Genomic DNA, 25,359 nt, shown 5'->3' with positions numbered 1-25,359 from the left:
CTCGGAACCCCCGACGAGTCTAATCGGCCCCCGCGGACGGCTCTGTAGGCTTGCCTAAGTCGGGCCTGTAAAAACTTCGCTGGTCCGCGGAAAGGGCATGATTCGTCATGGGTTACATCAAGTCGAAGCATCTCGAGGAGACGGGTTACGTCGTTCTCGATCGCTACAACAAGGAGATCGATCCGAAGGAGTGGCTCGACGTCGAGTACGTCGACTGGAAGTCCTCCGGTGACACGCGCTTCGCGCCGCTCGCGTCCGCCAAGGGTGAGATCGAGTGCAACGGGTTCTGGAACCACAAGCCGCCGCGCACCGACAAGGACGGCGTCTGGATCGACTCGCAGACCGCCATCGCGCCCACGCTCACGGAGCGCGCCCTCGAGCCGGGCTCGAACGTCGGCCGCTGCCGCATCATCGAACTGCAGCCGAACACGTACGCCGACTGCCTCTACAACCTGCACCAGGACGACAACAACCGCCTGAACCCCGACGGTACGGGATGGGTCGTCCGCAGCTTCTTCAACCTCACCGACGACAAGGACAGCTTCTTCGTCCTCCGGGAGAACCGCACCGATCCGAGCGAGGAGACGCGCATCGCGCTCCCCGCCGGCGCGCAGCTGATCATCGACACCCAGCGGCTGTGGCACGCGGCGACGCACCACGGCGACGCGCCCCGCTACTGCCTGATCACCTCGTGGACGAGCGGCCCCGAGCTCGACGCCTACATCGAGAAGTACAACGGCGTGAACCGCGTCGAGAGCTTCCCGGTCGACCAGGAGGAGCTCGACGCCGGTCAGGCGGAGCAGGCTCGCCGCCTCGCCGCGCGCGCTGCCGCCCTCGCGGCCCGCGGACAGAAGGAAGTGACGGTGATGAGCGAGGCCTGAGCCTCGCGATAACGACGAAGGTCCCGGCCGACTGGCCGGGACCTTCGTCGTTGCGGCGGGAGTGTGGGGCGGGCACTGCCGTGCGATGCGGTCGTTGGCATCCGCCTGTTGTGACATGTTGGTATGTGTTGTAATGTGTGGCTTGTTCAAGGAGGACCACATGTACGCAACGGAGCGCCAGCAGCAGATCGAGCAGCTGATCGCCGCCGACGGACGTGTCGCGGTCGTCGATCTGGCGGATCGATTCGGCGTCACCACGGAGACCGTGCGCCGCGACCTCGCCCACCTCGAACGCACGGGTCTCGTGCGGCGCGTGCACGGCGGCGCCGTCAGCCGCACGCGTGCGAGCACCGTCGAGCGCTCTCTCGCCGAGCGCACCGGTGTCCGCAGCGGAGCGAAGCAGGCGATCGCTCGCGCCGCTGTCGATCTCCTCGGCAACGGTCTCGACGGCGCCGTCTACCTCGACGCCGGCACGACGACCGCGGCCATCGCCCAGCTCCTCGCCCGGGAGACCGCCGTCGGCACCGGGCTCGAGGTCGTGACGCACTCGATGACGGTGGCGCACACGCTCGCCGGCTCCCCAGCGGTCGGTCTCACCGCGATCGGCGGACGTGTGCGCGGACTCACCGCCGCGGCCGTGGGCGCCCAGACGGTGGAGGCGGTCTCGCGACTGCGTCCGGACGTCGCTCTCGTCGGCGTCAACGGCATCTCCGCCGCGTTCGGACTGAGCACCCCCGACCCGGACGAGGCAGCCGTCAAGCGCGCCGTTGTCGCCGCGGCGCGACGGGTCGTGGTCGTCGCGGATGCCGAGAAGTTCGATGCCGAACTCCTTGTCTCCTTTGCACCGCTGTCGGCCGTCGACGTTCTCATCACCGACGCCGAGCCCCGCGGTGACCTCGCTCGTGCGCTCGACGACGCCGAAGTCGAGGTGCATGTCGCATGATCGTCACCGTCACCACCAATCCGTCACTGGATCGCACGATCAGCATCGGCGAGCCGCTGCGCGTCGGCGAAGTGCAGGCCGCCGTCGGATCGCGGGAAGACGCGGGCGGCAAGGGCATCAACGTCGCACGGGTGGTCGCAGCCGCCGGACACCCGACCATCGCCGTGCTGCCGCTCGACGAGAGCGACCCCTTCGCGGCCGCACTGCGCGGCGCGCGGCTGCCGGTGCGCACGGTGCGCGTGCACGGACCGGCGCGGGCGAATCTCACCATCGCCGACCCCGAAGGCGTGACCACGAAACTCAATCTTCCCGGCATCTCGCTGACCGAAGAGGATGCCTCCGCACTGGCGGATGCCGTTGTCGAGACGGCCGGGGGAGCCGACTGGCTCGTGCTCGCGGGCTCGCTGGCCCCGGGGCTGCCCGACGACTACTACGTTCACCTCATTCGTGCCGTTCGCGCCCGCTGGGGCGCCCACGCACCGGCGATCGCGGTGGACACGTCGGGCGCCGCGCTGCGCGCCGTGGTCGAGCACGGCCATCCCGACCTCATCAAGCCGAACGAGGACGAGCTCGCCGCACTGGCGGGCATCGCGATCGAGCCCGGGGCGCCGCTCGCCGAGGCCGTCCTACCCGTCGCGCGCAAGCTCGTCCCCGAGAAGGTGGGGGCGGCCTTCGTGACGCTCGGTGGCGACGGCGCCGTCCTCGTCACGGCTGACGGCGCATGGCACGGCACCCCGCCGCCGATCCAGGTGCGGAGCACCGTGGGGGCGGGCGACAGCTCCCTCGCCGGCTACCTCCTCGCCGGGGCCGCGGGAGCACCGCCCGAAGAGCGCGTGCGCGGCGGCATCCGCTACGGCTCCGCCGCGGCATCCCTGCCCGGGACGCAGGCGCCCGCCCCCCACGACCTTCCCCCCGGCGACGTGCCGGTCCGTCCGCTCTCGTAACGCACACAACCCGACCACTGGAGGTCACCGTGACAGAGATCATCACCGCGGAGCTCGTCAGTCTCGACGAACCGCTCGGCAGCGACAAGCGCGCTGTCATCGAGGCCCTCGCGGCGCGCGTCGCCGCTCAGGGCCGAGCCACCGACGCTGCGGCGCTCGCGGCCGACGCGTGGGCCCGTGAGCAGAAGGACGAGACCGGGCTCCCCGGCGGGATCGCCATCCCGCACGCGAAGAGCGCCGCCGTCACGCAGGCGACGCTCGCGTTCGCGCGGCTCACGCCCGGCGTGGACTTCGGGGCACCCGACGGCCCTGCCGACCTCGTCTTCCTCATCGCTGCGCCCGACACGGCAGCCGAGGAACACCTGGCCGTCCTCTCGCAGCTGGCCCGCAGCTTCATGCGCGACGACTTCACGACGGGACTTCGCACCGCAGCTACCCCCGCGGACGTCGTGGCGCTCGTCACCACTGCCGTCTCCGGCGCCCCCGCCGCATCGGCCAGTGCACCGGCCGCCGTCGAGGCCGACGCGGCGCACCAGATCGACGGGCGCCCTGCCCGCATCGTCGCGGTGACCGCCTGCGCCACCGGCATCGCCCACACCTTCATGGCCGCCGACGCGCTGACGGCAGCCGGTGAGAAGGACGGCGTCGATCTCGTCGTCGAGCCGCAGGGCTCGAGCGGCTACAAGGCGATCGACTCCGGAATCATCGAACAGGCGGATGCCGTCATCTTCGCCGTCGACGTGGACGTGCGCGAGCAGCAGCGGTTCGCCGGCAAGCCCGTCGTGCGCGCGGGTGTCAAGCGCGGCATCGAGCAGCCGTCGCAGCTGATCGCCGAAGCGGTGGCTGCGGCCAAGAACCCCGCCGCGCCGCGGGTGGCGGCCGCCGCCGCGACGGGCGCGACCGCGTCGGCTGCGCCGACGTCGCTCGGGGGCACCGTCAAGCGCGCACTCCTCACCGGCGTCAGCTACATGATCCCGTTCGTCGCCGGTGGTGGTCTGCTCATCGCGCTCGGCTTCCTGCTGGGCAACTACAACGTCACGGACAACGCTCAGGACGTCGTGCTCAACAATTCGCTGTGGAACCTGCCGACGGAGAACATCACCTCGATGTTCGGTCCGCTCGGGCAGTACCTCGGATCGGTGGCGTTCGTCATCGGTGCGGCGTCGTTCGGCTTCCTCGTCCCTGCTCTCGCGGGCTACATCGCGTACGGCATGGCCGATCGACCGGGTATCGCCCCCGGTTTCGTGGCCGGTGCGGTCGCCTCCCTCATGGGCGCCGGCTTCCTCGGCGGTATCGTCGGCGGTCTGCTGGCGGGTCTTGCCGCGTGGTGGTTGAACAGCCTTGACGTACCTCGTTGGCTCCGCGGCCTCATGCCGGTCGTGATCATCCCGCTGTTGGGCTCCATCTTCGCGTCCGGTCTCATGCTCATGGTGCTCGGTGGACCCATCGCCTGGCTCACCGCCGCTCTGAACGACTGGCTGAGCAGCCTGACCGGCGCGGGTGTGGTGCTTCTCGGCGTGATCCTCGGCCTCATGATGTGCTTCGACCTCGGTGGTCCCGTCAACAAGGTGGCCTACGGGTTCGCCACGGCGAACCTCGCTGCCGGCATCGCGGGGGATGAGCGCTACCTGCAGATCATGGCGGCCGTCATGGCCGCGGGCATGGTGCCGCCGTTGGCGATGGCGCTGGCCTCGACCATTCTCGACCGGAAGCTCTTCTCGAAGCCCGAACGCGAGAACGGTAAGGCTGCGTGGCTCCTCGGCGCGGCGTTCATCTCCGAGGGCGCCATTCCGTTCGCCGCCGCGGACGTCTTCCGCGTCATCCCGGCCGCGATGGTCGGCGGCGCGATCACGGGTGCACTGTCGATGGCGTTCGCCGTCACGTCGAAGGCTCCGCACGGCGGCGTGTTCGTCTTCTTCGCCATCGACAACTTCTGGCTGTGGCTGCTCTCGATCGCCCTCGGTACGGTCGTCAGTGCGGTGCTCGTGGTCGTGCTGAAGCGGTTCGCTCGCCGGCGTCCGGCCGAGGTTATCGACGGGGCGGCGGACGTGCCGGCAGTAGCCGTCACGGCATAGGCTCGTAGCACCGATCCAAGGAGGAACACCATGGCAGAACGTACCGCCACCGTCGCGAGCAGCTCCGGGCTGCACGCTCGCCCCGCCAAGCTCTTCGTCCAGGCGGTCCAAGCCACCGGTGTGCCCGTCACGATCGCCGTCGACGGCGGTCCCGACCTGAACGCCGGGAGCATCCTGACCCTCATGGGTCTGGGCGCCACGCAGGGCACGGTCGTGACGCTGAAGGCCGAGGGTGACGGCGCCGAGGAGGCGCTGGACTCCCTGGTCGCCTTCCTGGAGACCGACCACGACGCCGAGTAACACTCGAAAAGAAGACGGATGCCGCGGAGCGAGAGCCCCGCGGCATCCGTCTTTCGTCTTCGGTGCGGGTCAGAGGTCGGTGGACTCGCCGGGTTCGAGGGCGAGGAACTCGCCGCCGCCCTGTGCGGTGGCCCAGGTGAGACGCTGTCGATGCATGTCGAGGCCGATGCGGGAGAGGGTCATGTCGTGGGTGCCGAACGCGCGGCGAGGCGCGACGGCGAGCACGAAGTCCATGGCCTCGCCGATCTTGAGCCACGGCGCGCCGATCGGCGCGGCGAGGAGCCCCACGTCGACGCCCTCGGGCACGGTGTAGGAATCGCCCGGGTAGTAGAAGTCGCCGTTGACGAGCACGCCGACGTTGTCGACGACCGGCATCGAGGAATGGATGACGTTGTGGGTGCCGCCGAAGAAGTCGAGGGTGAAGCCGTCGACTGTGACGCTGTCCCCGGCAGCGACCACGGTGACGTCGAAGCCGGCAGCGGCGGACACGACGCCCGCCGGTCCGAACACCTCCGCCTCCGGGAAGGCTTCGGTCAGACGCTCCAGATGCTCGGCCGTCCAGTGGTCGGGGTGCTCGTGAGTGAGGACGATCGCCACGACCTTGCGGAGGTCGTGCAGGGGCAGGGTGAATCCGCCAGGATCGATGATCAGGGTGCGCCCCTCGGACTCGAGTCGGAGGCAGGCGTGTTCGTGCTTCGTGACGCGCATGGTGTAAGTCAACGCGTTCGGAGGGGCTCGAGGCAAGGCGCGGCACCGATTTGGCCGGAGCGTTCGAGGCATGGCATAATCGAACGGTTGCCTGATCGGCCCCATCGTATAGCGGCCTAGTACGCCGCCCTCTCACGGCGGTAACGCGGGTTCGAATCCCGCTGGGGTCACCAACACACGAAACGCCCGTCTTCGGACGGGCGTTTCGTGGTTTTCGCGCCGGTGCGCCCGGCTCAGCCTCTACCTTCTGTCCGCGACGCCAGCCTTCGTGGCAGGAACTACACGGCACCGGCCGTGGTGCGTCGTCTCCGCGATACTCCAAGAACAATGAGCGCTCAGCCAGCGGGCCTCAACGACGGAGCGGCAGACCGACCGGAAGATACGCGTGTTCATTTGAGCCGACCGCCCCGGAATATAGCTGCGCGAGTTGGAGCACGCCGCCCAACGGCACTTGCATGCCATTCGTGTCGCCAACTTCATCTTGCGCCGCAGGAGGGACGCAGCGGCTAGTTCAGAGGTAGGTGGGATGGAGAAGCCAATGATGATGTTGTCGATGAGGTGCAGAGCGCTGCTCGCGGCGACGACTCTTGCGCTTTCATTTGGGTTGACAGGGTGCACGTCGGCCCAACTGGCCCTGGCTGGATGCGTTGGGAAACAGAACGCGGTGCACGCGACAACTTCGCAGGCGAGCGGTGCGCGGGTGGTGCATGGAAAGGTCAGCTTCCGGTGCGACGGCGTGGACCTCACGTACCACGCGATGTCATCGCAGCTGCAGCGACTCGTAGGTGGAGAGTGGGTGACGATCGGATCTCAAAAGAACGATGCGCGCCTCAAGCTCCCGGCCGGGGCCACCGCCGTGTTCTACACGCCGTCAGCAGCCTGTGTTATCGGCAAGTGGCGATACTGGTCAATCTTGAGGGGCACAGGGAATGGCATCTCTCACTCCACCAAGAAGACATGGAGCTCGACCTGGACGGTGTCGAACTGTTAGAGCAAATCAAGCGAGCCAGTCCAGTATTCGCAGTCGCGTCGCTGTTTGCAGCCTCGATCGGCATCCCAGCGCTTGCGCGAACTGACGCCAACTTCCCGTTTGCGTCTTTGGGATTCCTCGCACTCGCGTTCATTGCCAGAGGTTCCGTGTTTGCCTGTGGGGTGCTCTGCTCGGCATCGGCTGGGTACTTGATCCCATACTTTGTGGGTTGGCCGGCGGCACCGCTCGCCGTGATTGCGTGCGCGACGATCTGGCCGCCAGCACGACGATGGGCGTACGCGCTTCCCGAACCTTCCCGCCGCCGCGTTTGGTGGATCGCTGTCATTACCGGGCTGGGCAGCGCGGTCGTTCTGTGGGCGGTTTGGCTTGAGCCCTACCTACAACGGATGTGGTTTCGCCTCATGCTGTTTCCAGACGTGATCACAAACACACCGCTGTTCCTTGCTGTGTCCGCAACAGCGTTCGCAGCGGCGAACTCCGTCTTTGAAGAGGTTCTTTGGCGCGGGGCCGCAATGAGCGCATTGGAGTCGTCAGGCGTGGCTCCGCTGCTTGCCCTGCCTATTGTGTCTATCTCCTTCGGGATAGCCCACCTTCATGGGGTGCCCTCTGGACCCGTTGGAGTCATTCTCACGACAGCCTTCGGCCTTGCTGTGGGTGCACTAAGAGCATGGTCAAACTCGCTGGTGCCCGCGATGGTGGCGCACTTCGTTCCAGACATCGTGCTTGTTGGCGCACTGGCTTAGAAGCTCAGAGCCTGTCCTTCCGCGAGCGGATCTCTACCCTGCAGCACAAGACGTCCGTGCGGGTCCTGAGGGGTCTCGACGGACAAGACGAAGGTGGTCGCGACACGTGCGACGCAGTACTCGAGTGCCTCGCTCACGCTGCCGGCACCGCTCAGGCGGACTGTGTCAGACAACCATTGTCCGGGCGACTCTTCAGTCCAAAAGGTGACCCAGTACACGACTTCTGTGTACTCGATGTGTCCGGTCGCGGGATCGCCTTGCGTGATGATCATGCGGGGGATGTTAGCCGATGACGAGATATGGCTGGCGAGCGAGATTGGCCTCGACGCCCTCGCCGAGTGTCGCAATTGCGCTCAGCGCTCGTCGTCGGCCGCCATGGACGCCGTCTCCACCGCGCGGCCGCGACGACTGCGCAGCATCCGGCGTACGCCCCAAACGATCAGTCCGGCCGCCGCGAGCACGGCGAGCCAGGGGAGCAGGAACCCCACCGCGATGACGAAGCCGTTGAGCGCCGCCACGAGACCGTTCCAGCCCGCCGCGACGCCGTCGCCGAACCCGGCAGGATCGGCGGTGACGACGGGGGCCGGTTCGAACAGCGAAACGGTCAGCGTGGACATCCCGACCTGTTCGTCGAGGTACCTCAGTTGCTGCTGGTAGGACTCCAGCTCGGACTGGCGAGTCGCGAGGGCGTCTTCGGCCGCGATGAGGTCGGCGGTCGATTCGGCCTGCCCGACAAGATCGCGGAGGCGGTCGACCGAGGCGGTCAGCGCGTCGATACGAGCGCGGACGTCGATCGCCTCGGCGGTCACGTCGCGGCGGTCGACCTGCGACGCCGTCACGTCGCCGATGTCCGACAGCGCGTTCGTCGTCTCGGTGAGGCTGTCGGCGGGTACGCGCACGGTGATCCACGCGCTGGATGCCAGCGGGGCGCTGCCGACGGCGACGTCTTCACCCGCATACGGATCGACGGGATACGGCTCGATCGGCGATCCGCTCGTGCCCACGCTCATGGCCTCGACGTAGCCGCCGGAGGCCTCGGCGATCTCGCCGATGCCTGCCGCCGCCGCCTCGGCATCCGTCACACGCACCGTCGCGGACGCCGTGGCGATGATCTCCCGCTCGCCCGCGGAGGGCGACGTCACGGGACCGTCCTCCTCAGATGCGGTCGTGGAGCCGGTCATCTCCCCGCCGATCGAGCCCGGGTCGGTGCCGCCCAGATCGGGATCGGTGGCGGGGGCGACGTCGGGGGCGCCCTCCGCAGTGGAGGCGCTGCCATCTCCGCCGAGCATCGCGGGCATCGACGGGGCGAGCACGGCTGCGACCACGACGACGGCGGCCGCTCCCGCCGCTCCCAGCCAGACCCGGCCGCGTCGTGCGCGCCGGGCGCGCACGACGCCACTGCGTTCACGCCGTTCGTCGTCGATCGCGGCGAAGAGGCTGCGCTCGATCTCGTCGATGCGTGCGTCGGTCAACTCGGGCAGTGTGATGTCCTCGGTGTTCATGTCGTCGTTCACGTCCCCTCCGGTTCCACGACGGTCCGCAACTGCGTGCGGATACGGGAGAGACGATTCCTGACCACGCCATGCGTGACGCCCAGCTCCTCGGCAGCTGCCTGATAGGCGTAGCCTTCCGCGGCGCACAGGCGGAAGATCTGCTGGTCCAACGGACTCAGTGTCGCCACTTCCTTCAGGATGCGCTCGACGAGCTGCGACTGCACGACCTGGTGCTCGACGTCCACCGTCGACGGCAGCGTCTCCTCCGCAGCGGCCGCCGTGTGGGTGCGGTCGCGCTGCTGCCGCCGGATCCGGTTGGCGCACTGGAAGCGGCAGATGGTGACGAGCCAGGGGAGCAGCGACTCACCTGCGAGCTCCATGCCGGGCAGCTTTCGCCACGCGGCGAGGAAGGTCTCCTGCGTCACCTCCTCGGCATCCGCGGGGTTGCCCACGAGCCCGTGGGCGATCCAATACACCGGCCGCACGTAGGCCCGATAGAGCTCGCGGAAGGCGTGCTCGCTGCCGCCCGCCGCCGCAGCGACGAGCTCGGCGTCGGTGCGCTCCGCGGGTTCGGTCATGATGGTCATATCGTCTCTCAGCCTTGGAGTGTCGGCAATGACGCGAACGTCTCATGACGTGGGTGAGAGGGCGGCGCGCGAGGGGTAGTCTGAACGGGCGAGAGGGAGTATCCCGAAATCGCGCGTCCCGTCATCACGGGCTCCGGAGATGGAGCCCCGGGAGCGCGCCGCGCTCTGCGGGGGAGAGACTTTCGACGATTCGTCATCCCTTCCGAAAGGCCCCCATGGACCTCGATCTGCCCATTTGGTTCGAGATCGGCTCGTTGATCGTGCTGACTCTCATCCTGGTTGCCGACCTGCTGATCATCCTCAAGCGGCCGCACATCCCCTCGACGAGGGAGTCGACACTGTGGGTGGTCTTCTACGTGACGCTCGCGCTGATCTTCGCGGGACTCATGTGGATCTTCGCGGGCGGGGAGTTCGCCGGGCAGTTCGTCGCGGGCTGGCTGACGGAATACAGCCTGTCGATCGACAATCTGTTCGTCTTCGTGCTGATCATGAGCCAGTTCGCCGTGCCCCGCCGCTATCAGCAGGAAGTGTTGATGGTGGGCATCATCATCGCGCTCGTCCTGCGCGGGCTCTTCATCCTCGCCGGCGCGGCCATCATCGAGCAGTTCAGCTGGGTGTTCTACCTCTTCGGTGCGTTCCTCGTCTGGACGGCGTGGCGGCAGGCATTCCCTGGCGGCAACCACGACGACGAGGTGCAGCGGGAGAACTTCATCGTCCGGCTGCTGCGCCGGACGATCGACATCTCCGACTCCTACGACGGGGCCAAGATCCGCACGGTCGTCGGTGGGAAGAAGATGTGGACGCCGATGATCATCGTGTTCGCGGCCATCGGTGTGACCGATCTGCTCTTCGCGATCGACTCCATCCCCGCCATCTTCGGCATCACGCAGAGCCCCTTCATCGTCTTCACGGCGAACCTCTTCGCGCTGATGGGCCTCCGCCAGCTCTACTTCCTGCTGGGAGACCTGCTCGATCGGCTGCGCTACCTGCACTACGGCATCGCATTCATCCTCGCCTTCATCGGCGTGAAACTCGTCTTCCATGCGATGCACGTCAACGAGCTGCCGTTCATCAACGGTGGGGAGCACATCGAGTGGGCGCCCGAGATCTCCACCTGGATGTCGCTCGGCGTGATCGTGGTGGCGATGGTCGTCGCCACCCTCGCGAGCCTCGCGGCATCGGCACGAGAGCGCCGCGCGATCGTCGCCGACGGCGCCGCGACGTCCGATGCGACACCGGTGGCCGCCGCGCAGACGGTCGCGGAGGAGAAGGGAACGCCGTCGACCGTGGTCGATCCGTCGACCGACGGCACGGACGACCGCCGATCGTGAAGTGGTAATCTGGCCCGATGCGGTTCGCTCGCCTTCTCCTTAGCGGCCGCGGCGAGACCTCGTTCTGAGCCCTCTCTCGTCGCGGAGTCCGTCGCGGGCACACCCCCTTTCTGGAGAACGAGATACATGAGCACTGCGATTCCGGACCGCCCCCGCACCCTGGCCGAGAAGGTCTGGGACGACCACCTCGTGGTCAAGGGTGAAGACGGCCAACCCGACCTGATCTACATCGATCTGCACCTCGTGCACGAGGTCACGAGCCCGCAGGCCTTCGACGGCCTCCGCGCGGAAGGGCGCCCCGTGCGTCGGCTCGATCTGACGATCGCAACGGAGGATCACAACACCCCGACGCTCGACATCGACAAGCCGATCGCCGACCTCACCAGCCGGACGCAGATCGAGACCCTGCGGCGCAATGCCGCGGAGTTCGGTGTGCGCCTGCACTCCTTGGGCGACAAGGAGCAGGGCATCGTGCACGTCGTAGGCCCCCAGCTGGGGCTCACGATGCCGGGGATCACCGTCGTCTGCGGCGACTCGCACACCAGCACCCACGGCGCCTTCGGTGCGATGGCGTTCGGCATCGGCACGAGCGAAGTCGAACACGTGCTCGCGACGCAGACGCTGCCGCTCAAGCCCTTCAAGACGATGGCGATCACGGTCGAGGGAGAGCTCAAGCCCGGTGTCAGTGCGAAGGACATCGTCCTCGCCGTCATCGCGAAGCTCGGCGCCAACGGCGGGCAGGGCTACGTGCTCGAGTTCCGCGGCAGCGCGATTCGCGCGTTGTCGATGGAAGGCCGCATGACCATCTGCAACATGTCCATCGAGGCGGGCGCCCGGGCGGGGATGGTCGCTCCCGACGAGACGACGTTCGCGTACGTCAAGGGGCGCGATCACGCTCCCACGGGCCAGGACTGGGAGGATGCCGTCGCCTACTGGCGCACGCTGCCTTCCGACGAAGGCGCCGTCTACGACGCCGAAGTGTTCCTCGATGCCAACGAGCTCGAGCCGTTCGTGACGTGGGGCACGAACCCCGGTCAGGGTGTGTCGCTGAGCGACGTCGTCCCCGATCCTGCGTCGTTCGCCGACCCGAACGAGCGGGCGGCAGCCGAGCGAGCACTCGAGTACATGGACCTGACGGCGGGCACACCGCTGAAGGATGTCGTCGTCGACGCCGTGTTCATGGGTTCGTGCACCAACAGCCGCATCGAGGACCTTCGCCAGTTCGCCTCGATCATCCAGGGGCGGACGAAGGCCGAGGGCGTGCGCGTCATGGTGGTGCCGGGCTCCGCGCGCGTCCGTCTCGAGGCGGAGGCCGAAGGTCTCGACCGCATCTTCTTGGACTTCGGCGCGGAGTGGCGTTTCGCCGGGTGCTCGATGTGCCTCGGGATGAACCCCGATCAGCTCGCCCCGGGGGAGCGCTGCGCCTCGACGAGCAACCGGAACTTCGAGGGTCGGCAGGGCAAGGGCGGACGCACGCACCTGGTGTCGCCGCTCGTCGCGGCATCCACTGCTGTCCTCGGGCGCCTTGCGAGCCCGAGCGATCTGCCCGCGATCGAGAAGGTGGAGGCCTGAGCATGGACGCGTTCACGACGCACACCGGAGTCGCCGCGCCGCTGAAGCGCTCGGCGGTCGACACCGACCAGATCATCCCGGCCGTGTACCTCAAGCGGGTCACGAAGACAGGATTCGACGACGCGCTGTTCGCCAACTGGCGTCAGGATCCGACCTTCGTCCTCAATCAGCCGTCGTATGCCCACGCGAGCATCCTCGTGGCGGGACCCGACTTCGGCACCGGATCGAGCCGTGAACACGCCGTCTGGGCGCTGCGCGACTGTGGCTTCAAGGTGGTGCTGAGCCCGAAGTTCGCCGACATCTTCCGCGGCAACTCCGGAAAGCAAGGCCTCGTCACCGGCGTCATCTCCGAGGACGCCGTCGAGCGCATCTGGGCTGAGCTCGACGCGCAGCCCGGCGCGGAGATGACGGTCGATCTCGTCGCCCGCACGGCGCGCGTCGGCGAGTACGAGACCTCCTTCGAGATCGACGATTACACTAGGTGGCGGCTCCTCGAAGGGCTCGACGACATCGGGCTCACGCTGCGCAACGCAGATCAGATCGCGCAGTTCGAGGCGCGCCGTGAGGCGTGGCGGCCGCGGACGCTCCCTGTTCCGTAGCCCGAAGCACGCCCCTCACGACGGGGCACGCAGACGTTTCCTCGAGATACAAGTGAGGTCCACCGGATGAACACACTCCTGAGCGAGTCCACCTCGTCGCCCTCGGGCGGCGGAGACAGCGGGCAGGTGCTGACCATCCGGGGCGGGAGGCCGTTGACCGGTCGCGTCGACGTCAAGGGGGCGAAGAACCTCGCGACGAAGGCGATGGTCGCCGCTCTTCTCGGCGAGTCGGCGAGCGTGCTGCGCGACGTCCCCGAGATCAGCGACGTCCACGTCGTGCGCTCGCTGCTCGAGGTTCACGGCGTGAACGTGGAGGAAGAGGGCGACGGCGTGCTCCGGCTCGACCCGAGCGGTGCGGTCTCGGCCCACATGGAGGAGATCGACGCGCACGCGGGCGCATCACGCATTCCGATCCTCTTCTGCGGTCCGCTCCTGCACTTGCTCGGACAGGCCTTCATCCCCGACCTCGGCGGCTGCCGCATCGGGGACCGGCCGATCGACTTCCACCTCGACGCCCTGCGCGCGTTCGGTGCGATCGTCGACAAGCTCCCCAGCGGCATCCGGCTGTCGGCACCCGACGGACTCCACGGCGCGAACATCGAGCTGCCGTATCCGAGCGTCGGGGCGACGGAGCAGGTGCTGCTGACTGCCGTCCGCGCGAAGGGGACCACCGAGCTCCGCAACGCCGCCATCGAGCCCGAGATCATGGATCTGATCGCGGTGCTGCAGAAGATGGGCGCGATCATCTCCTACGAGCCCAACCGCGTCATCTTCATCGAGGGCGTCGATTCGCTTCGCGGCTACGACCACCGGTGCATCTTCGATCGCAATGAGGCTGCATCCTGGGCGTGCGCGGCTCTGGCGACCGATGGCGACATCTTCGTCGCCGGTGCGAAGCAGCAGGAGATGCTGACCTTCCTCAACGTCTTCCGCAAGGCCGGCGGCGACTTCGACATCGCCGAGGACGGCATCCGCTTCCGCCGCGGCGGCGCGCTCAAGCCGATCGTCGTCGAGACCGATGTGCACCCCGGCTTCATGACCGACTGGCAGCAGCCGCTGATCGTCGCGCTGACGCAGGCGGAGGGCGTGTCGACCGTGCACGAGACCGTGTATGAGAACCGCCTCGGGTTCACGAGGGCCCTCAACCTGATGGGTGCCGACATCGTCGTGCACCCCGAGGGGATCGCCTCGCCGGAGCGCCGGGTGCCACGACGTGCGCTGGAGCAGGCGGCGGTCATCACCGGCCCCACGCCGCTCCACGGCGCCGATGTCGTCGTCCCCGACCTGCGCGGCGGCTACAGCTACGTCATCGCAGCGCTGGCCGCCGAGGGGGAGTCGACCATCCGCAACGTCGACATCATCCGGCGAGGCTACGAGAAGCTGTTCGACAAGCTGGCTGCGCTCGGCGCCGACTTCGTGGTCACGGACTGAGCGCACGTGGGCACCCGTCGGGCCTCGGCCGAGAAGAGCCGACCGAGCGCGTTCTGGCCGGCAGCGGCGATCGTCGTTCCCGCGGTCGGTTGGTTCGCCAAGATCGAGATCGAGGGCGGGGAGCACCTTCCCGAAGAAGGCGCCTACATCCTCGCGCCGAACCACTACAGCGAGTTCGATCCGCTGATCACCGCGGTCGCCACGTGGCGGCTCGGCCGCGCGCCGCGGTTCATGGCGAAGGAGAGCCTGTTCCGGGTGCCGCTCCTCGGCGGGCTCCTGCGGTCGCTCGGGATGATCCCCGTCGCGCGCGCCTCCACCGCCGCGGCCGCCAAGCAGACCATCTCGCAGGCCGAGGACCTCGTGGAGTCGGGGCGAGGCGTCATCGTCTACCCGGAGGGCTCCCTGACGCGCGACCCCGACATGTGGCCCATGCGAGGGAAAACCGGTGCCGTCCGGCTCGCCCTCCTCGGGAATCTGCCGGTCATCCCCGTCGCCACGTGGGGCGTCCAGGAGATCATGCCGCGGTATGGCAAGCTCCGCGTCTTCCCGCCGCGCCGTCGCGTGCGCGTGCTGCTCGGTCCCGCCGTCGACCTGGAGCCCTACCGGGCGGTGCGCACCTCGACCAACCTCGTCAACGCAACGGATGCCGTCATGTCGGAGATCTCGCGCCTCTTAGGTGTCCTTCGAGGGGCGACGCCCCCGGCCGAACGCTGGGATCCCGCGATCCACGGGCAGAGGGAGACGGGGCGCCTTGAGCCGTAGGCAGGAGTTGGTCCGCCCCCGCATCGCCGTCATCGGCGCCGGGAGCTGGGGGACCACATTCGGGAAGGTGCTCGCCGATGGGGGCGCGCACGTCGTCATGTGGGCGCGTCGTTCCGAGCTCGCGCAGGAGATTCAGGAGGGTCACCGCAACAGCGAGTACCTGCCGGGAGTGAACCTGCCTCGCAGCATGTCGGCGACGACGCACCTGTCGGAAGCGCTCGACGGGGCCAGCCAGGTGTACCTGGCGATCTCGAGCCAGGCCCTGCGTCAGAACCTCAAGGCGATTCGTCCGCTCATCGCCGAAACCGATGCGCCGGTCGTCTCGCTCATGAAGGGCGTGGAGAAGCGCTCGGGCCTTCGGATGAGCCAGGTGATCGAGCAGGAGCTCCACTGCGATCCCGCGCGCATCGCGGTCGCCTCGGGTCCGAACCTCGCACTCGAGATCGCGCGGGAGCAGCCGACTGCGGCCGTGATCTCTTCCTCCAGCCGCGAGACGGCCGAGGCCGTCGCGCTCCGCGCCCGCAACTCCTACTTCCGCACGTTCGTCAACACCGACGTCGTGGGCACGGAGTTCGGCGGTGTCCTCAAGAACCTCATCGCGGTGGCGATCGGCATCGTCGACGGTGTCGGGTACGGCGAGAACACGAAGGCATCCATCATCACGCGCGGTCTCGTCGAGATGACGGACTTCGCCGTCGCGCAGGGCGCGGAGCCCGAGACGCTGCAAGGCCTCGCCGGACTCGGCGATCTGATCGCCACGTGTCAGTCTCCGCTCAGCCGCAACAACACGGCCGGACGGCTCCTCGGGCAGGGGTACAGCTTCCAGGACGTCGTCAAGCAGATGAACCAGACCGCGGAGGGACTGGCATCCGTCGCGCCCATCCTGCAGCTCGCCCGGGAGGCAGGCGTGCAGATGCCCATCGTCGAGCAGGTCAAGATGGTCCTCGACGGCGCGATGAACCCGCGGGATATCGCCCCGCATCTGACGACGGACGACGACAAGCCCAAGGGCGAGAGGACGCAGGATGGTCAAGGCGGCAGTGGTGGTGCTCTTCGGAGGACGTTCGAGCGAGCACTCGATCAGCTCCGCCACGGCCGGCGGGGTGCTGCGCGCGATTGATCGGGAGCGGTTCCGGGTGGTGCCCGTCGGCATCACCCGCGACGGCGCTTTCGTGCTCGAAGACGACGACCCGGACAAGTTCGCCCTGACCCACGGTGCGCTGCCGGAGGTCGTCGACAACGGCACCCGCATCCTCTGGCCGGAGTCGACGCTCTCTCGCGAGCTGCAGGTGCGGCGCGGCGACGGCACGGTCGAGTCGCTCGGCGACATCGACGTCGTCTTCCCGATCCTGCACGGCAGGTTCGGGGAGGACGGCACGGTGCAGGGCTTCCTCGAACTGCTCGGCCTGCCGTACGTGGGTGCGGGGCTGCTCATGTCCGCGATCGGCATGGACAAGCACACGACGAAGAGCATCCTGAAGGCCGCCGGCGTCCCGGTCGTTCCGTGGATCGCTTTCACCCGCAGCGATCTCGACCGCGATCGGGAGCTCTGGATGCGTCGAGCGCGGTCGCTCGGTCTCCCCGTCTTCGTCAAGCCCGCTCGGGCCGGCTCGAGCGTGGGGGTCTCGAAGGTCTCCTCGTGGGACGAGTGGGATGCGGCTCTCGAGGTCGCCTTCGCCGAAGACGCGACCGTGCTGGTGGAGCAGGCCGTGGTCGGGCGTGAGGTCGAATGCGGCGTCCTGGAGGGTCGCGACGGTGGAGCGCCCCGCGTGAGCGTCGCCGGCGAGATCGTCATCTCGGGTCGCGACTTCTACGATTTCGAGGCGAAGTACCTCGATGCGCCCGGGATCGACCTCGTGTGCCCGGCGGACATGCACGATGGCGAGCTGGCCGAGATGCAGCGCATCGCGGCACGGGCGTTCGAGGCGGTCGGTGGAGAAGGACTCGCCCGCGTCGATTTCTTCTTCACGGGCACCGACTTCTACGTCAACGAGGTCAACACGATGCCCGGGTTCACACCGATCTCGATGTTCCCGAAGTGCTGGATCGCGTCGGGTCTGCCGTACGACGCCCTGCTGACCGAGCTGATCGACCTCGCGCGCGTGCGGTGAGCGCCGGCCGACCGTTCAGTCCGTCGGGCGGTCGACGCATTCCAGGTCGGTCGACGGAAGCATGCCGACGGCGCCGGACAATGCGCTCAGCACGTCGTTTCCGCTGACGACGTCGTAGTCGAGGTAGACCTCGACGGCGGGGACGCGGCCGAAGGTCGTGAACCGGTAGCGAGGCGCCTCGCTGTCGTCGATGAGCCAATCCACGCCGCCCACCGACTGGCATTGCAGGGTGGACGGCCCCGGCGGCTCCAGTCCGCAGGTGAGGATGACGGAGCTCGGCGCACCCCACGCGCCCGTCGCCTGCGCGTCGGTCCAGACGCGCGGCTGCCCGTCGACGGTGGCCGGGAGCCGCACGGTCACGGCCGCGCAATCGGGAGAGTCTGCAGCGGGGGCGGGTTGCAGAGACACCGTCGTGGCGCACGCGCTGAGGAGGGATGCCAGGAGCATTGCTGCGCCGCATGCCGCCACGCTTCGTCGGACGGCCCGCACGGGGGAGCGGCGCGTCGGAGTCACCCCTTCAGGCTACCGTGGAGGAATGGACCCCCGGCACGCCTCCGACGCCGGTGCGCTCGTGGGTGACATCGCCGAGCGCGACCTCCTGTCCCACATCCTGCAGGTGCTCGCCGGCTCCTCGCGGGCGATCGTGGGCCCCGGTGATGATGCGGCGGTGCTGGCGGCGCCGGGCGGCAGGGTCGTCGTGTCCACCGACACGCTGGTGCACGGACCGGACTTCCGGCTCGCGTGGTCGTCGGGATTCGACCTCGGGTTCAAGGCCGCCGCGGTGAACCTCGCCGACATCGCGGCGATGGGTGCACGCCCGACCGCTCTCGTCGTCGCGCTCGCGGTGCCCGCGCGGACGCCTGTCGCGCTGGTGACGGAGCTCGCGCGAGGGCTGCGCACGGCGTGCGAGCGACTGACGATCGGCTGCGCCGTCGAGGGCGGCGACCTCACGGTCTCCGACACGTTGACGATCGCGGTGACCGCGCTCGGCGTGCTCGACGGTGCACCCGTGCTCCGCAGTGGCGCCCGGATCGGCGACACCGTCGCCGTCGCCGGGGAGCTGGGCGCCGCGGCGCGCGGGCTGGCGGTGCTCTTCGATCGATTCCGCACCGAGGCGGGAGACCCGGTTCCGGTCGACCTGGACGCACTCAACCCTGCCGAGCGCGCGGATCTCGACGCTCAACTGCGACCCGAACCGCCGATTGCGCTCGGCCCCGTGGCAGCGGCCGCCGGCGCCACCGCAATGATGGACGTCTCCGACGGGCTGCTCCTCGATGCGACGCGACTCGCCGACGCGTCACACGTCACGATCGCCCTGCAGGGCGTCGCAGACGGACCCGCGTTGCGCGGGGGCGAGGACCACGCGCTGCTCGCGACGTTCGATCCCGCCACCCCTCTGCCGGACGGCTTCCGTGCCATCGGGCGGGTGGTCTCCCGGGTCGACGCGGCGGTGACCCTCGACGGCATCGCCGTTTCCGGGCCCGGCGGCTGGGACCCGATACGCGACTGGGATGCCGGTCGCGGCTGACGAGTCGTTCCGCCACGGGCGCGTGACGCTGTCACGCAGGGGTCAGCGCGGCGACACCCACCACAGCGTCGTGTCGCCGTAGCGCTTGCTCCGCGAGGAGACGAGGCTGTCGGGAAGGGCGGGCGCGGGAGATCGCGTGGCCCGCTCCACGATGACGACGGCATCCGGCCTGAGGCGCGGCGCGAGCAGTTCGAGGGTGGTGGCCAGTTCCGGCTCGGGGATGTCGTACGGCGGATCGATGAAGACGACGTCGAATGCCGAGGTACCCGCCCGGAGGAACGCGTCGGCGGTCATGCGGTGGACGTTCAACGCGGCAGCGGGGACCGCGCGCTGCACCGTGCGGACGTTGCGCTCCGCGACGGTCGCCGCGCGCGCCGCGCGCTCGACGAGGTCTGCCGAGACCGCGCCGCGGCTGACCGCTTCCAGACCGAGAGCTCCCGACCCTGCATAGAGGTCCGCCACCGCGGCACCTTCCAGCAGATCGGCAGCCTCGAGCGCGCCGAAGAGCGATTCCCTCACGCGATCGCTCGTCGGACGCGTACCCGCGTCAGGCACGAGGAGCGTCAGCGACCCCGCGGCGCCGCCGATGATGCGCGTCATGACGTGCCGGCGTCGTTCGTCTCGGAGCGCAGGCGCGGTTCCGTCCGCAGTTGCGGGCGAAGGCCCGCCTTGTCGGCATAGAAGGCGCGGATCCGGTCCATGTCGGCGCCGACGTCGCCGGTGAGCTCGATCGTGGGGCCGAGGCCGGTGGTCATGGTCGTGCGGTCGACGTAGCCGAGAGTCACCGGCATCCCCGTCTCGCGCGCGATGCGATAGAAGCCGCTCTTCCAGTACGTGTTCGTGCCACGTGTTCCGTCGGGTGTCACGACGAGACCGAAGACCTCGCCGGAGCGAACACGCTCGACCACCTCTCCGACGACCCTGGCCGCGTCGGCGCGGTCCACCGGAATGCCCCCGAGGCGACGCATGAGAGGGCCGCGCCAGCCGCGGAAGAGGGCGTCCTTCCCGAGCCATCGGACCGGGATGCCGAGCTGCCACGCGATCGCCAGCATCAGCACGAAGTCCCAATTGGACGTATGCGGTGCACCGATGAGCACGGTGGGCACGCGCGGAGCCGGTTCCGAGCGGAGTGACCATCGGCTGAACGTCCAGAACACGCGGGCGACGAAGCGTCGGAGCATCCGTCCACTTTACGCGTCGACCCCGTCCTCCACGTCGGGCGTGCTCCCTAGACTCGACTCATGTCTTCCGTGAGCCTGTCGTCCGCGCTGACGGACGTCGTCGGCGCGAAGACGGCGGCCAGCCTGTCCCGCGCGTTCGGGATGTCGACCGTGGGCGATCTGCTCGCGCACTACCCGCGCCGCTATGCACAGCGAGGCGAGCTCACGCCGATCGCGTCGCTGCCGGTAGGGGAGCAGGTGACCATCGTCGCGGAGGTGCGGGCCGTGTCGACGCGGCCCATGCGCGGACGCAACGGGACTCTCCTCGAGGTCGTGATCAGCGACGGCGCCGGCACCGTCAACCTCGCCTTCTTCAATCAGGTGTGGCGGCAGAGTGAACTCCGGGTCGGTCGACAGGGCATCTTCTCCGGGAAAGTCGGGGAGTTCAAGGGACAGCTCCAGTTCGCCCATCCCGACTACCAGCTCTTCGACGACGAGGACGAGGCCCGCCTCAACGCCGAGGCGCGTCAGCACCAGCCGATCCCCATCTACCCGGCCACGAGCACGATCGCGAGCTGGCAGATCGAGAAGGTGATCGCTGCCGTGCTGCCGCGCCTGGAGAAGATTCCCGATCCGCTTCCCGATGACCTGCGTCGAGAGGAAGGTCTCCTCCCCGCGCAGAGTGCGCTTCAGCGCATCCACCAGCCGGACTTCCCCGATGAGATCGAACTGGCGCGGCAGACGCTGCGGATGCACGAGGCCTTCGTTCTGCAGGCCGCCCTCTTGCAGCAGCGCTTCGAAGTTCGGCAACTGGTCGCTACGTCGCGTCCCGCCGGTGACCTTCTCGCGCGGTTCGATGCAGCGCTGCCGTTCGCGCGCACGGCCGATCAGCTCGCTGTCGGTGAGCGCATCGAGGCGGATCTGGTCCAGGGCTGGCCGATGAACAGGCTCATCCAGGGTGAGGTGGGGTCTGGAAAGACGCTCGTGGCGCTGCGGGCGATGCTGCAGGTGGCGCAGTCGGGGGGACAGTCTGCTCTCATCGCCCCGACCGAGGTGCTCGCCGCCCAGCATGTGCGCTCGATCGCCCGCATGCTCGGCCCGCAGCTCGCCCCCGAGCTCATGCCGACGCTGTTGACCGGACAGCTTCCGGCGCCCGAGCGTCGAAAGGCCGCCTTGCGTGCCGCCTCCGGTCAGGCGCGGATCGTGGTGGGGACGCACGCCCTGTTGAGCGCGACGACGACCTTCGCCGACCTCGGTCTGGTCGTCGTCGACGAGCAGCACCGCTTCGGCGTCGAACAGCGGGAGACGTTGCGGGCGAAGGGCATGTCCCCGCACGTGCTGGTGCTCACCGCCACCCCCATCCCGCGGACCGTCGCGATGACCGTGTTCGGCGATCTCGACGTCTCGACCATTCGCGCGCTTCCGGCAGGTCGTGCCGGTATCTCCACTTTTGTGGCGCCGCTCGCCGAGAAGCCGGGCTGGTTCTCACGGGTGTGGGAGCGCATCGTCGAAGAGGTTGCTCAAGGGCGCCAGGCATTCGTCGTCTGCCCCGCCATCGACACTTCGGGCGCGTCGATCGACGTCGACGGGCCGCAGGTGCCCGCGGTCGAGGGGGAGTCCGAGCGCACACGATGGGGAGTCGTCCAGGTCGCCGGCATGCTGGCATCCCATCCGGGCTTCGGCGAGCTGCGTATCGCACTGCTGCACGGCAAGCTTCCCGCAGAGGAGAAGGATGCCGTGATGCAGGCGTTCGCGCGCGGTGACCTCGACGTTCTCGTGGCCACGACGGTCGTGGAGGTCGGCGTCGACGTTCCCAACGCCTCCACCATGGTGATCCTGGAGGCGGATCGGTTCGGGGTGTCCCAGCTGCACCAGCTGCGCGGTCGCGTCGGCCGAGGAAGTGTCCCGGGCCTGTGCATCCTCGTCACCGAGGCGCCGACCGGGACGAAGGCACGCGATCGCGTCGAGGCTGTGGCGGGCACCGGCGACGGCTTCGAGTTGGCGGAAGTCGATCTCGAGCTGCGAGGGGAGGGCGACGTCCTGGGCGACGCGCAGTCGGGTGCTCGCACGTCGCTGCGCCTGCTGCGGGTGGTGGCAGACGCCGACCTCATCGGCCGCGCCAGGAGTGCCGCCGAGGCGGTCATCGACGCCGATCCGACGCTCAAGCACCATCCCGACCTCGCCGCCGCCATCCGCCGGCGCGTGGGCAACGAGGAGCGCGCAGCGCTCGCGAAGAACTAGCCGGATAGGCTGGATGCCATGAACAACCGCATCGCGGTCGTACCCGGTTCCTTCGATCCGCCGACGCTCGGTCACCTCGATGTGATCCGCCGGGCTGCCGCCCTCTACGACCAGTTGCACGTGCTCGTGGTGCACAATCCCGGCAAGGAAGCGATGCTTCCTATCGCTCAGCGGCTGACGCTTCTCGAGCAGTCCGTCGCCGAGGCGGGCATCGAGGGTGACGTCATCGTGGCCTCGTGGAGCATGGGCTTGCTCGTCGACTACGCCGTCGATGTCGACGCCGGGGTTCTCGTCAAGGGCATCCGTTCCCAGGTCGACGTCGCGTACGAGACACCCATGGCGATCGTCAATCGTCACCTCGCCCACGTCGAGACCGTGTTCCTGCTGCCCGACCCGGCGCACGCGCTGGTCTCGAGCTCGCTCGTGCGGCAGGTCGCATCCCTCGGCGGAGACGTATCGCCGTTCGTGCCCGCACCGGTCGCCCGATTCCTGGACACCGGCGCAGGAAAGATCTGAGGAGGAGACATGAGTCGCAAACGTTTGAATGGACCGTTCGTCCTTCCGGCGCACGACATCGTCCACCGTTCCGGCGAGATGCGTGAGCACCGCCTGGAGGTGGCAGCGCCCGCGCAGTGGGGCGAGGGACTGGTGTCGGTGGCAGCCGGGGAACCCATCGCGATCGATGTCCGGCTGGAGTCCGTACACGAGGGAATCCTGGTCACGGCAGAGATCGACACCCAGTACACCGGTGTCTGCGGCCGCTGCCTCATCGACATCGCCGAGCCGCTCGAAGTCGAGTTTCAGGAACTCTTCGGGTATCCTGGTGGAGAAGCGAACGACTTCGAGGTTCAAGACGACCACGTGGATCTTGAAACTCCTGTCAGGGATTCGATCGTCCTGTCGCTTCCTTTCCAGCCGGTATGTCAGCCGGACTGCCCCGGGCTCGACCCGAACACGGGCGAGAGGCTGACATCGGAAGCCGTGCCGGAAGCACCGGTCGATCCGCGCTGGGCCGCGCTGAAGGCCCTCACCCCAGACCACGACGGCGAGGCAGTGCGCCCCGCCGCCGACGACACAGAGAAGAGCTAGCCATGGCAGGTAACCCCCCGAAGCGCAAGGTCTCCCGCTCCAACACGCGTTCGCGTCGTGCACAGTGGAAGGCGGAGGCGCCCGCCCTCGTCAAGACCGTCGAGAACGGCAAGGTCGTCTACAGCCGCCCGCACCAGGCGAAGGTCGTCACCGACTCGCAGGGCACCGAGCTGTTCCTGGAGTACAAGGGCCGCAAGGTCGCCGACGTCTGAACGACGGTCACGTCGTGACGGACGTCTCCTTCGAGCACGAGGTGCTCTCCGACAAGCTCGGGGTCGATATCGACCCCGAGCTTCTGTCGCTCGCCCTGACGCATCGTTCTTTCGCGTATGAGAACGGCGGTATTCCGCACAACGAACGTCTCGAGTTCTTGGGCGATTCGATCCTCGGACAAGCGGTGACGGTGCACCTCTTCACGTTGCATCCCCACCTCGACGAGGGGTCGCTGGCGAAGCGACGCGCGAGCGTCGTGTCGACGGTGGCTCTCGCGGAAGTGGCGCGACGCATCGGCCTCGGGGCTCATCTGCGACTCGGGCGCGGTGAAGACCAGACCGGTGGACGCGATAAGGATTCGATCCTGGCCGACACGATGGAGGCGGTCTTCGGCGCGACGTTCTTGTCAGCCGGCCCCGACGCGGCAACGGAACTGGTCCTCCGTCTTCTCGAACCGCTCCTCACCGATCCAGAACGTTACGGCGCGGCGATGGATCCGAAGACGAGTCTGCAGGAGCTCGCGGCACGTCTCGCCCTTGCGCCGCCCGTCTACACGGTGACGGCCGAAGGCCCTGATCACCATCGCCGGTTCACCGCGACCGTCTCGGTCGGCGAGGTGTCGTGCACGGGCTCGGGCTCGAGCAAGAAGCAGGCCGAAATGGCCGGCGCGCTGGCCGTCTGGCGTGAGCTCTCGGCGCGTGCCTGAGCTCCCTGAAGTCGAGGTCGTCCGCGCGGGGCTGGAGCCCGCCGTCACCGGTGCCCTCGTCCTCGGCGCTGATGTCCACGACACTCGCGCGCTCACCCGGCATCCTGGCGATGCCGTGTCGTTCGAACGAGCGGTCGTCGGTCGTCGATTCGCGGCTGCGGCGCGTCGGGGGAAATTCCTTTGGCTGCCGTTCCAGCGAGAGGGTGCGGAGCGCGACGACGCCTCGATGTTCCCCGGAGACGCCGTCGTCGCCCACCTCGGGATGAGCGGCCAGCTGCTGCTTCGCGCGGTCGACGCACCACCGGAGCGCCACGAGCGCGTTCGCATTCATCTGAGCCACCCGGACCACGGCGAGCTGGCCGTGGTGTTCGCCGATCAGCGCACCTTCGGATCGCTCGCGGTGGACGACCTGATCCCGACGCCCGACGGCGCGCCCGGCGGCTGGGGAGTGAGCGCGGCGCTGGTTCCGACGCAGGTCGCGCACATCGCGCGCGATCCGCTCGACCCGGCGTTCTCGGAGAGCTCCTTCCGTGCGCGGCTGGCTCGCACCGAGTCGGCGATCAAGCGAGTGCTCCTCGACCAGACGGTGGCAAGTGGGATCGGCAACATCTATGCCGACGAGTCGCTGTGGGCGGCCAGAATCCATCCGGAGACTCCGGCATCCTCGCTCTCGACGCGCGCCGTGAATCGTCTGCGCCACGAGGTGAGGGTTGTTTTGGAGCGTGCGCTGGCGGAGGGCGGGACGAGCTTCGACGCGCAGTACGTCAACGTGAACGGGCAGGCCGGCTATTTCGCTCATTCTCTCCGCGCGTACGGGCGAACGGGGGAGCCGTGCCCTCGCTGCGGGCGGCCGATCGTCCGGGTGTCGTTCACCAACCGGTCGAGCCACTACTGCGCTCATTGCCAACGCCGACCGGGGTGACGTAGGCACTCGCCACTCACGCTTCGCTG

27 protein-coding genes and 1 tRNA gene are annotated in these 25,359 nt (G+C 68.4%); 21 read left to right on the top strand and 7 right to left on the bottom strand.

Annotated elements, in window-relative coordinates; translation table 11 throughout:
* Window positions 1-107: 107 nt before the first annotated feature.
* The 5 genes from P0Y48_05120 (at window position 108) to P0Y48_05100 (ending at window position 5,143) form a co-directional block, all read left to right on the top strand.
* Window positions 108-881, top strand: coding sequence for a hypothetical protein (locus tag P0Y48_05120; protein WEK14587.1), 774 nt, complete (start codon window positions 108-110; stop codon window positions 879-881).
* A gap of 160 nt (window positions 882-1,041) precedes the next feature.
* Window positions 1,042-1,824 (top strand): DeoR/GlpR family DNA-binding transcription regulator, encoded by a 783-nt coding sequence (locus P0Y48_05115; GenBank protein ID WEK14586.1) that lies wholly within the window; start codon window positions 1,042-1,044, stop codon window positions 1,822-1,824.
* Window positions 1,821-2,768: a 1-phosphofructokinase family hexose kinase gene (locus P0Y48_05110; protein ID WEK14585.1), complete on the top strand. Its 948-nt coding sequence runs from the start codon at window positions 1,821-1,823 to the stop codon at window positions 2,766-2,768. The genes P0Y48_05115 and P0Y48_05110 overlap by 4 nt, the downstream gene beginning before the upstream one ends.
* A gap of 29 nt (window positions 2,769-2,797) precedes the next feature.
* The gene (locus tag P0Y48_05105; protein ID WEK14584.1) at window positions 2,798-4,843 is read left to right on the top strand and encodes a fructose-specific PTS transporter subunit EIIC; all 2,046 of its coding nucleotides are present in this window, start codon (window positions 2,798-2,800) and stop codon (window positions 4,841-4,843) included.
* 30 nt (window positions 4,844-4,873) lie between these two features.
* Entirely contained in the window at window positions 4,874-5,143 is a 270-nt protein-coding gene (locus P0Y48_05100) for an HPr family phosphocarrier protein (protein WEK14583.1), read from the top strand.
* A 69-nt stretch (window positions 5,144-5,212) separates the two neighbouring features.
* On the opposite strand, the gene P0Y48_05095 is transcribed toward P0Y48_05100, so the two are convergent.
* Window positions 5,213-5,851, bottom strand: coding sequence for an MBL fold metallo-hydrolase (locus tag P0Y48_05095; protein WEK14582.1), 639 nt, complete (start codon window positions 5,849-5,851; stop codon window positions 5,213-5,215).
* Between the two features lie 97 nt (window positions 5,852-5,948).
* Here P0Y48_05095 and P0Y48_05090 point away from each other — a divergent pair.
* A tRNA-Glu gene (locus P0Y48_05090) sits at window positions 5,949-6,024 on the top strand.
* A gap of 784 nt (window positions 6,025-6,808) precedes the next feature.
* Complete coding sequence (locus P0Y48_05085) at window positions 6,809-7,585, top strand: CPBP family intramembrane metalloprotease (GenBank protein WEK14581.1); 777 nt, start codon at window positions 6,809-6,811, stop codon at window positions 7,583-7,585.
* Here P0Y48_05085 and P0Y48_05080 read toward each other — a convergent pair.
* From P0Y48_05080 to P0Y48_05070, 3 genes are all read right to left on the bottom strand, one after another.
* Window positions 7,582-7,857, bottom strand: a complete 276-nt coding sequence (locus P0Y48_05080; protein ID WEK14580.1) for a hypothetical protein — start codon at window positions 7,855-7,857, stop codon at window positions 7,582-7,584. The two genes, P0Y48_05085 and P0Y48_05080, sit on opposite strands and share 4 nt — an antisense overlap.
* An 81-nt stretch (window positions 7,858-7,938) precedes the next feature.
* Window positions 7,939-9,099, bottom strand: coding sequence for a DUF4349 domain-containing protein (locus tag P0Y48_05075; protein WEK14579.1), 1,161 nt, complete (start codon window positions 9,097-9,099; stop codon window positions 7,939-7,941).
* Window positions 9,096-9,656, bottom strand: coding sequence for an RNA polymerase sigma factor (locus P0Y48_05070; GenBank protein WEK14578.1), 561 nt, complete (start codon window positions 9,654-9,656; stop codon window positions 9,096-9,098). The genes P0Y48_05075 and P0Y48_05070 overlap by 4 nt, the downstream gene beginning before the upstream one ends.
* A gap of 224 nt (window positions 9,657-9,880) precedes the next feature.
* Between P0Y48_05070 and P0Y48_05065 the strand changes: the two genes are divergently transcribed.
* The 7 genes from P0Y48_05065 (at window position 9,881) to P0Y48_05035 (ending at window position 17,471) form a co-directional block, all read left to right on the top strand.
* Entirely contained in the window at window positions 9,881-10,996 is a 1,116-nt protein-coding gene (locus tag P0Y48_05065; GenBank protein ID WEK14577.1) for a TerC family protein, read from the top strand.
* Window positions 10,997-11,122: 126 nt separating this feature from the next.
* Window positions 11,123-12,568 carry a 3-isopropylmalate dehydratase large subunit gene (leuC, locus tag P0Y48_05060; protein WEK14576.1) on the top strand — a complete coding sequence of 482 codons (1,446 nt, stop codon included), beginning with the start codon at window positions 11,123-11,125 and terminating at the stop codon, window positions 12,566-12,568.
* A 2-nt stretch (window positions 12,569-12,570) separates the two neighbouring features.
* Window positions 12,571-13,167 (top strand): 3-isopropylmalate dehydratase small subunit, encoded by a 597-nt coding sequence (leuD, locus tag P0Y48_05055; GenBank protein WEK14575.1) that lies wholly within the window; start codon window positions 12,571-12,573, stop codon window positions 13,165-13,167.
* Between the two features lie 66 nt (window positions 13,168-13,233).
* A complete protein-coding gene (murA, locus tag P0Y48_05050; GenBank protein ID WEK14574.1) occupies window positions 13,234-14,598 on the top strand; it encodes a UDP-N-acetylglucosamine 1-carboxyvinyltransferase in 1,365 nt (454 codons plus the stop codon).
* 6 nt (window positions 14,599-14,604) lie between these two features.
* On the top strand, window positions 14,605-15,360 hold the full coding sequence (locus P0Y48_05045; protein WEK14573.1) for a lysophospholipid acyltransferase family protein: 756 nt from the start codon (window positions 14,605-14,607) through the stop codon (window positions 15,358-15,360).
* On the top strand, window positions 15,350-16,480 hold the full coding sequence (locus P0Y48_05040) for an NAD(P)-dependent glycerol-3-phosphate dehydrogenase (protein WEK14572.1): 1,131 nt from the start codon (window positions 15,350-15,352) through the stop codon (window positions 16,478-16,480). Before P0Y48_05045 ends, P0Y48_05040 begins: the two co-directional genes overlap by 11 nt.
* The gene (locus P0Y48_05035) at window positions 16,386-17,471 is read left to right on the top strand and encodes a D-alanine--D-alanine ligase (GenBank protein WEK14571.1); all 1,086 of its coding nucleotides are present in this window, start codon (window positions 16,386-16,388) and stop codon (window positions 17,469-17,471) included. The genes P0Y48_05040 and P0Y48_05035 overlap by 95 nt, the downstream gene beginning before the upstream one ends.
* Window positions 17,472-17,486: 15 nt before the next feature.
* On the opposite strand, the gene P0Y48_05030 is transcribed toward P0Y48_05035, so the two are convergent.
* Entirely contained in the window at window positions 17,487-17,984 is a 498-nt protein-coding gene (locus P0Y48_05030; protein WEK14570.1) for a DUF3515 family protein, read from the bottom strand.
* Between the two features lie 22 nt (window positions 17,985-18,006).
* On the opposite strand from P0Y48_05030, the gene thiL reads away from it, so the two are divergent.
* Entirely contained in the window at window positions 18,007-18,999 is a 993-nt protein-coding gene (gene thiL, locus P0Y48_05025) for a thiamine-phosphate kinase (protein WEK14569.1), read from the top strand.
* Between the two features lie 42 nt (window positions 19,000-19,041).
* On the opposite strand, the gene rsmD is transcribed toward thiL, so the two are convergent.
* A complete protein-coding gene (gene rsmD, locus P0Y48_05020; GenBank protein ID WEK14568.1) occupies window positions 19,042-19,599 on the bottom strand; it encodes a 16S rRNA (guanine(966)-N(2))-methyltransferase RsmD in 558 nt (185 codons plus the stop codon).
* Window positions 19,596-20,180: a 1-acyl-sn-glycerol-3-phosphate acyltransferase gene (locus P0Y48_05015; protein ID WEK14567.1), complete on the bottom strand. Its 585-nt coding sequence runs from the start codon at window positions 20,178-20,180 to the stop codon at window positions 19,596-19,598. The genes rsmD and P0Y48_05015 overlap by 4 nt, the downstream gene beginning before the upstream one ends.
* Before the next feature lie 60 nt (window positions 20,181-20,240).
* Between P0Y48_05015 and P0Y48_05010 the strand changes: the two genes are divergently transcribed.
* The 6 genes from P0Y48_05010 to mutM are packed head-to-tail and all read left to right on the top strand — an operon-like array spanning window position 20,241 to window position 25,330.
* Window positions 20,241-22,400: an ATP-dependent DNA helicase RecG gene (locus P0Y48_05010; GenBank protein WEK14566.1), complete on the top strand. Its 2,160-nt coding sequence runs from the start codon at window positions 20,241-20,243 to the stop codon at window positions 22,398-22,400.
* An 18-nt stretch (window positions 22,401-22,418) separates the two neighbouring features.
* A complete protein-coding gene (gene coaD / locus P0Y48_05005) occupies window positions 22,419-22,916 on the top strand; it encodes a pantetheine-phosphate adenylyltransferase (protein ID WEK14565.1) in 498 nt (165 codons plus the stop codon).
* A 9-nt stretch (window positions 22,917-22,925) separates the two neighbouring features.
* On the top strand, window positions 22,926-23,489 hold the full coding sequence (locus P0Y48_05000) for a DUF177 domain-containing protein (protein ID WEK14564.1): 564 nt from the start codon (window positions 22,926-22,928) through the stop codon (window positions 23,487-23,489).
* Window positions 23,490-23,491: 2 nt separating this feature from the next.
* Window positions 23,492-23,701, top strand: coding sequence for a 50S ribosomal protein L32 (gene rpmF / locus P0Y48_04995; GenBank protein WEK14563.1), 210 nt, complete (start codon window positions 23,492-23,494; stop codon window positions 23,699-23,701).
* Between the two features lie 14 nt (window positions 23,702-23,715).
* Window positions 23,716-24,408, top strand: coding sequence for a ribonuclease III (gene rnc / locus P0Y48_04990; GenBank protein WEK14562.1), 693 nt, complete (start codon window positions 23,716-23,718; stop codon window positions 24,406-24,408).
* The gene (gene mutM, locus P0Y48_04985; GenBank protein WEK14561.1) at window positions 24,401-25,330 is read left to right on the top strand and encodes a bifunctional DNA-formamidopyrimidine glycosylase/DNA-(apurinic or apyrimidinic site) lyase; all 930 of its coding nucleotides are present in this window, start codon (window positions 24,401-24,403) and stop codon (window positions 25,328-25,330) included. Before rnc ends, mutM begins: the two co-directional genes overlap by 8 nt.
* The last annotated feature ends 29 nt before the right edge of the window (window positions 25,331-25,359 follow it).

Source organism: Candidatus Microbacterium phytovorans, from assembly GCA_029202445.1.
Taxonomy (GTDB): domain Bacteria; phylum Actinomycetota; class Actinomycetes; order Actinomycetales; family Microbacteriaceae; genus Microbacterium; species Microbacterium phytovorans.
The sequence above is the reverse complement of the archived record's forward strand: the minus strand, read 5'-3'. Positions and strand labels throughout refer to the sequence as shown.

Coding starts and splice junctions, on each gene's coding strand:
- P0Y48_05120 (WEK14587.1), top strand. CDS start 108: ATGGGTTACATCAAGTCGAAGCATCTCGAGGAGACGGGTTACGTCGTT.
- P0Y48_05115 (WEK14586.1), top strand. CDS start 1,042: ATGTACGCAACGGAGCGCCAGCAGCAGATCGAGCAGCTGATCGCCGCC.
- P0Y48_05110 (WEK14585.1), top strand. CDS start 1,821: ATGATCGTCACCGTCACCACCAATCCGTCACTGGATCGCACGATCAGC.
- P0Y48_05100 (WEK14583.1), top strand. CDS start 4,874: ATGGCAGAACGTACCGCCACCGTCGCGAGCAGCTCCGGGCTGCACGCT.
- P0Y48_05095 (WEK14582.1), bottom strand. CDS start 5,851: ATGCGCGTCACGAAGCACGAACACGCCTGCCTCCGACTCGAGTCCGAG.
- P0Y48_05085 (WEK14581.1), top strand. CDS start 6,809: ATGGAGCTCGACCTGGACGGTGTCGAACTGTTAGAGCAAATCAAGCGA.
- P0Y48_05080 (WEK14580.1), bottom strand. CDS start 7,857: ATGATCATCACGCAAGGCGATCCCGCGACCGGACACATCGAGTACACA.
- P0Y48_05070 (WEK14578.1), bottom strand. CDS start 9,656: ATGACCGAACCCGCGGAGCGCACCGACGCCGAGCTCGTCGCTGCGGCG.
- P0Y48_05065 (WEK14577.1), top strand. CDS start 9,881: ATGGACCTCGATCTGCCCATTTGGTTCGAGATCGGCTCGTTGATCGTG.
- leuC (WEK14576.1), top strand. CDS start 11,123: ATGAGCACTGCGATTCCGGACCGCCCCCGCACCCTGGCCGAGAAGGTC.
- leuD (WEK14575.1), top strand. CDS start 12,571: ATGGACGCGTTCACGACGCACACCGGAGTCGCCGCGCCGCTGAAGCGC.
- murA (WEK14574.1), top strand. CDS start 13,234: ATGAACACACTCCTGAGCGAGTCCACCTCGTCGCCCTCGGGCGGCGGA.
- P0Y48_05035 (WEK14571.1), top strand. CDS start 16,386: ATGGTCAAGGCGGCAGTGGTGGTGCTCTTCGGAGGACGTTCGAGCGAG.
- thiL (WEK14569.1), top strand. CDS start 18,007: ATGGACCCCCGGCACGCCTCCGACGCCGGTGCGCTCGTGGGTGACATC.
- rsmD (WEK14568.1), bottom strand. CDS start 19,599: ATGACGCGCATCATCGGCGGCGCCGCGGGGTCGCTGACGCTCCTCGTG.
- P0Y48_05015 (WEK14567.1), bottom strand. CDS start 20,180: ATGCTCCGACGCTTCGTCGCCCGCGTGTTCTGGACGTTCAGCCGATGG.
- P0Y48_05010 (WEK14566.1), top strand. CDS start 20,241: ATGTCTTCCGTGAGCCTGTCGTCCGCGCTGACGGACGTCGTCGGCGCG.
- coaD (WEK14565.1), top strand. CDS start 22,419: ATGAACAACCGCATCGCGGTCGTACCCGGTTCCTTCGATCCGCCGACG.
- P0Y48_05000 (WEK14564.1), top strand. CDS start 22,926: ATGAGTCGCAAACGTTTGAATGGACCGTTCGTCCTTCCGGCGCACGAC.
- rpmF (WEK14563.1), top strand. CDS start 23,492: ATGGCAGGTAACCCCCCGAAGCGCAAGGTCTCCCGCTCCAACACGCGT.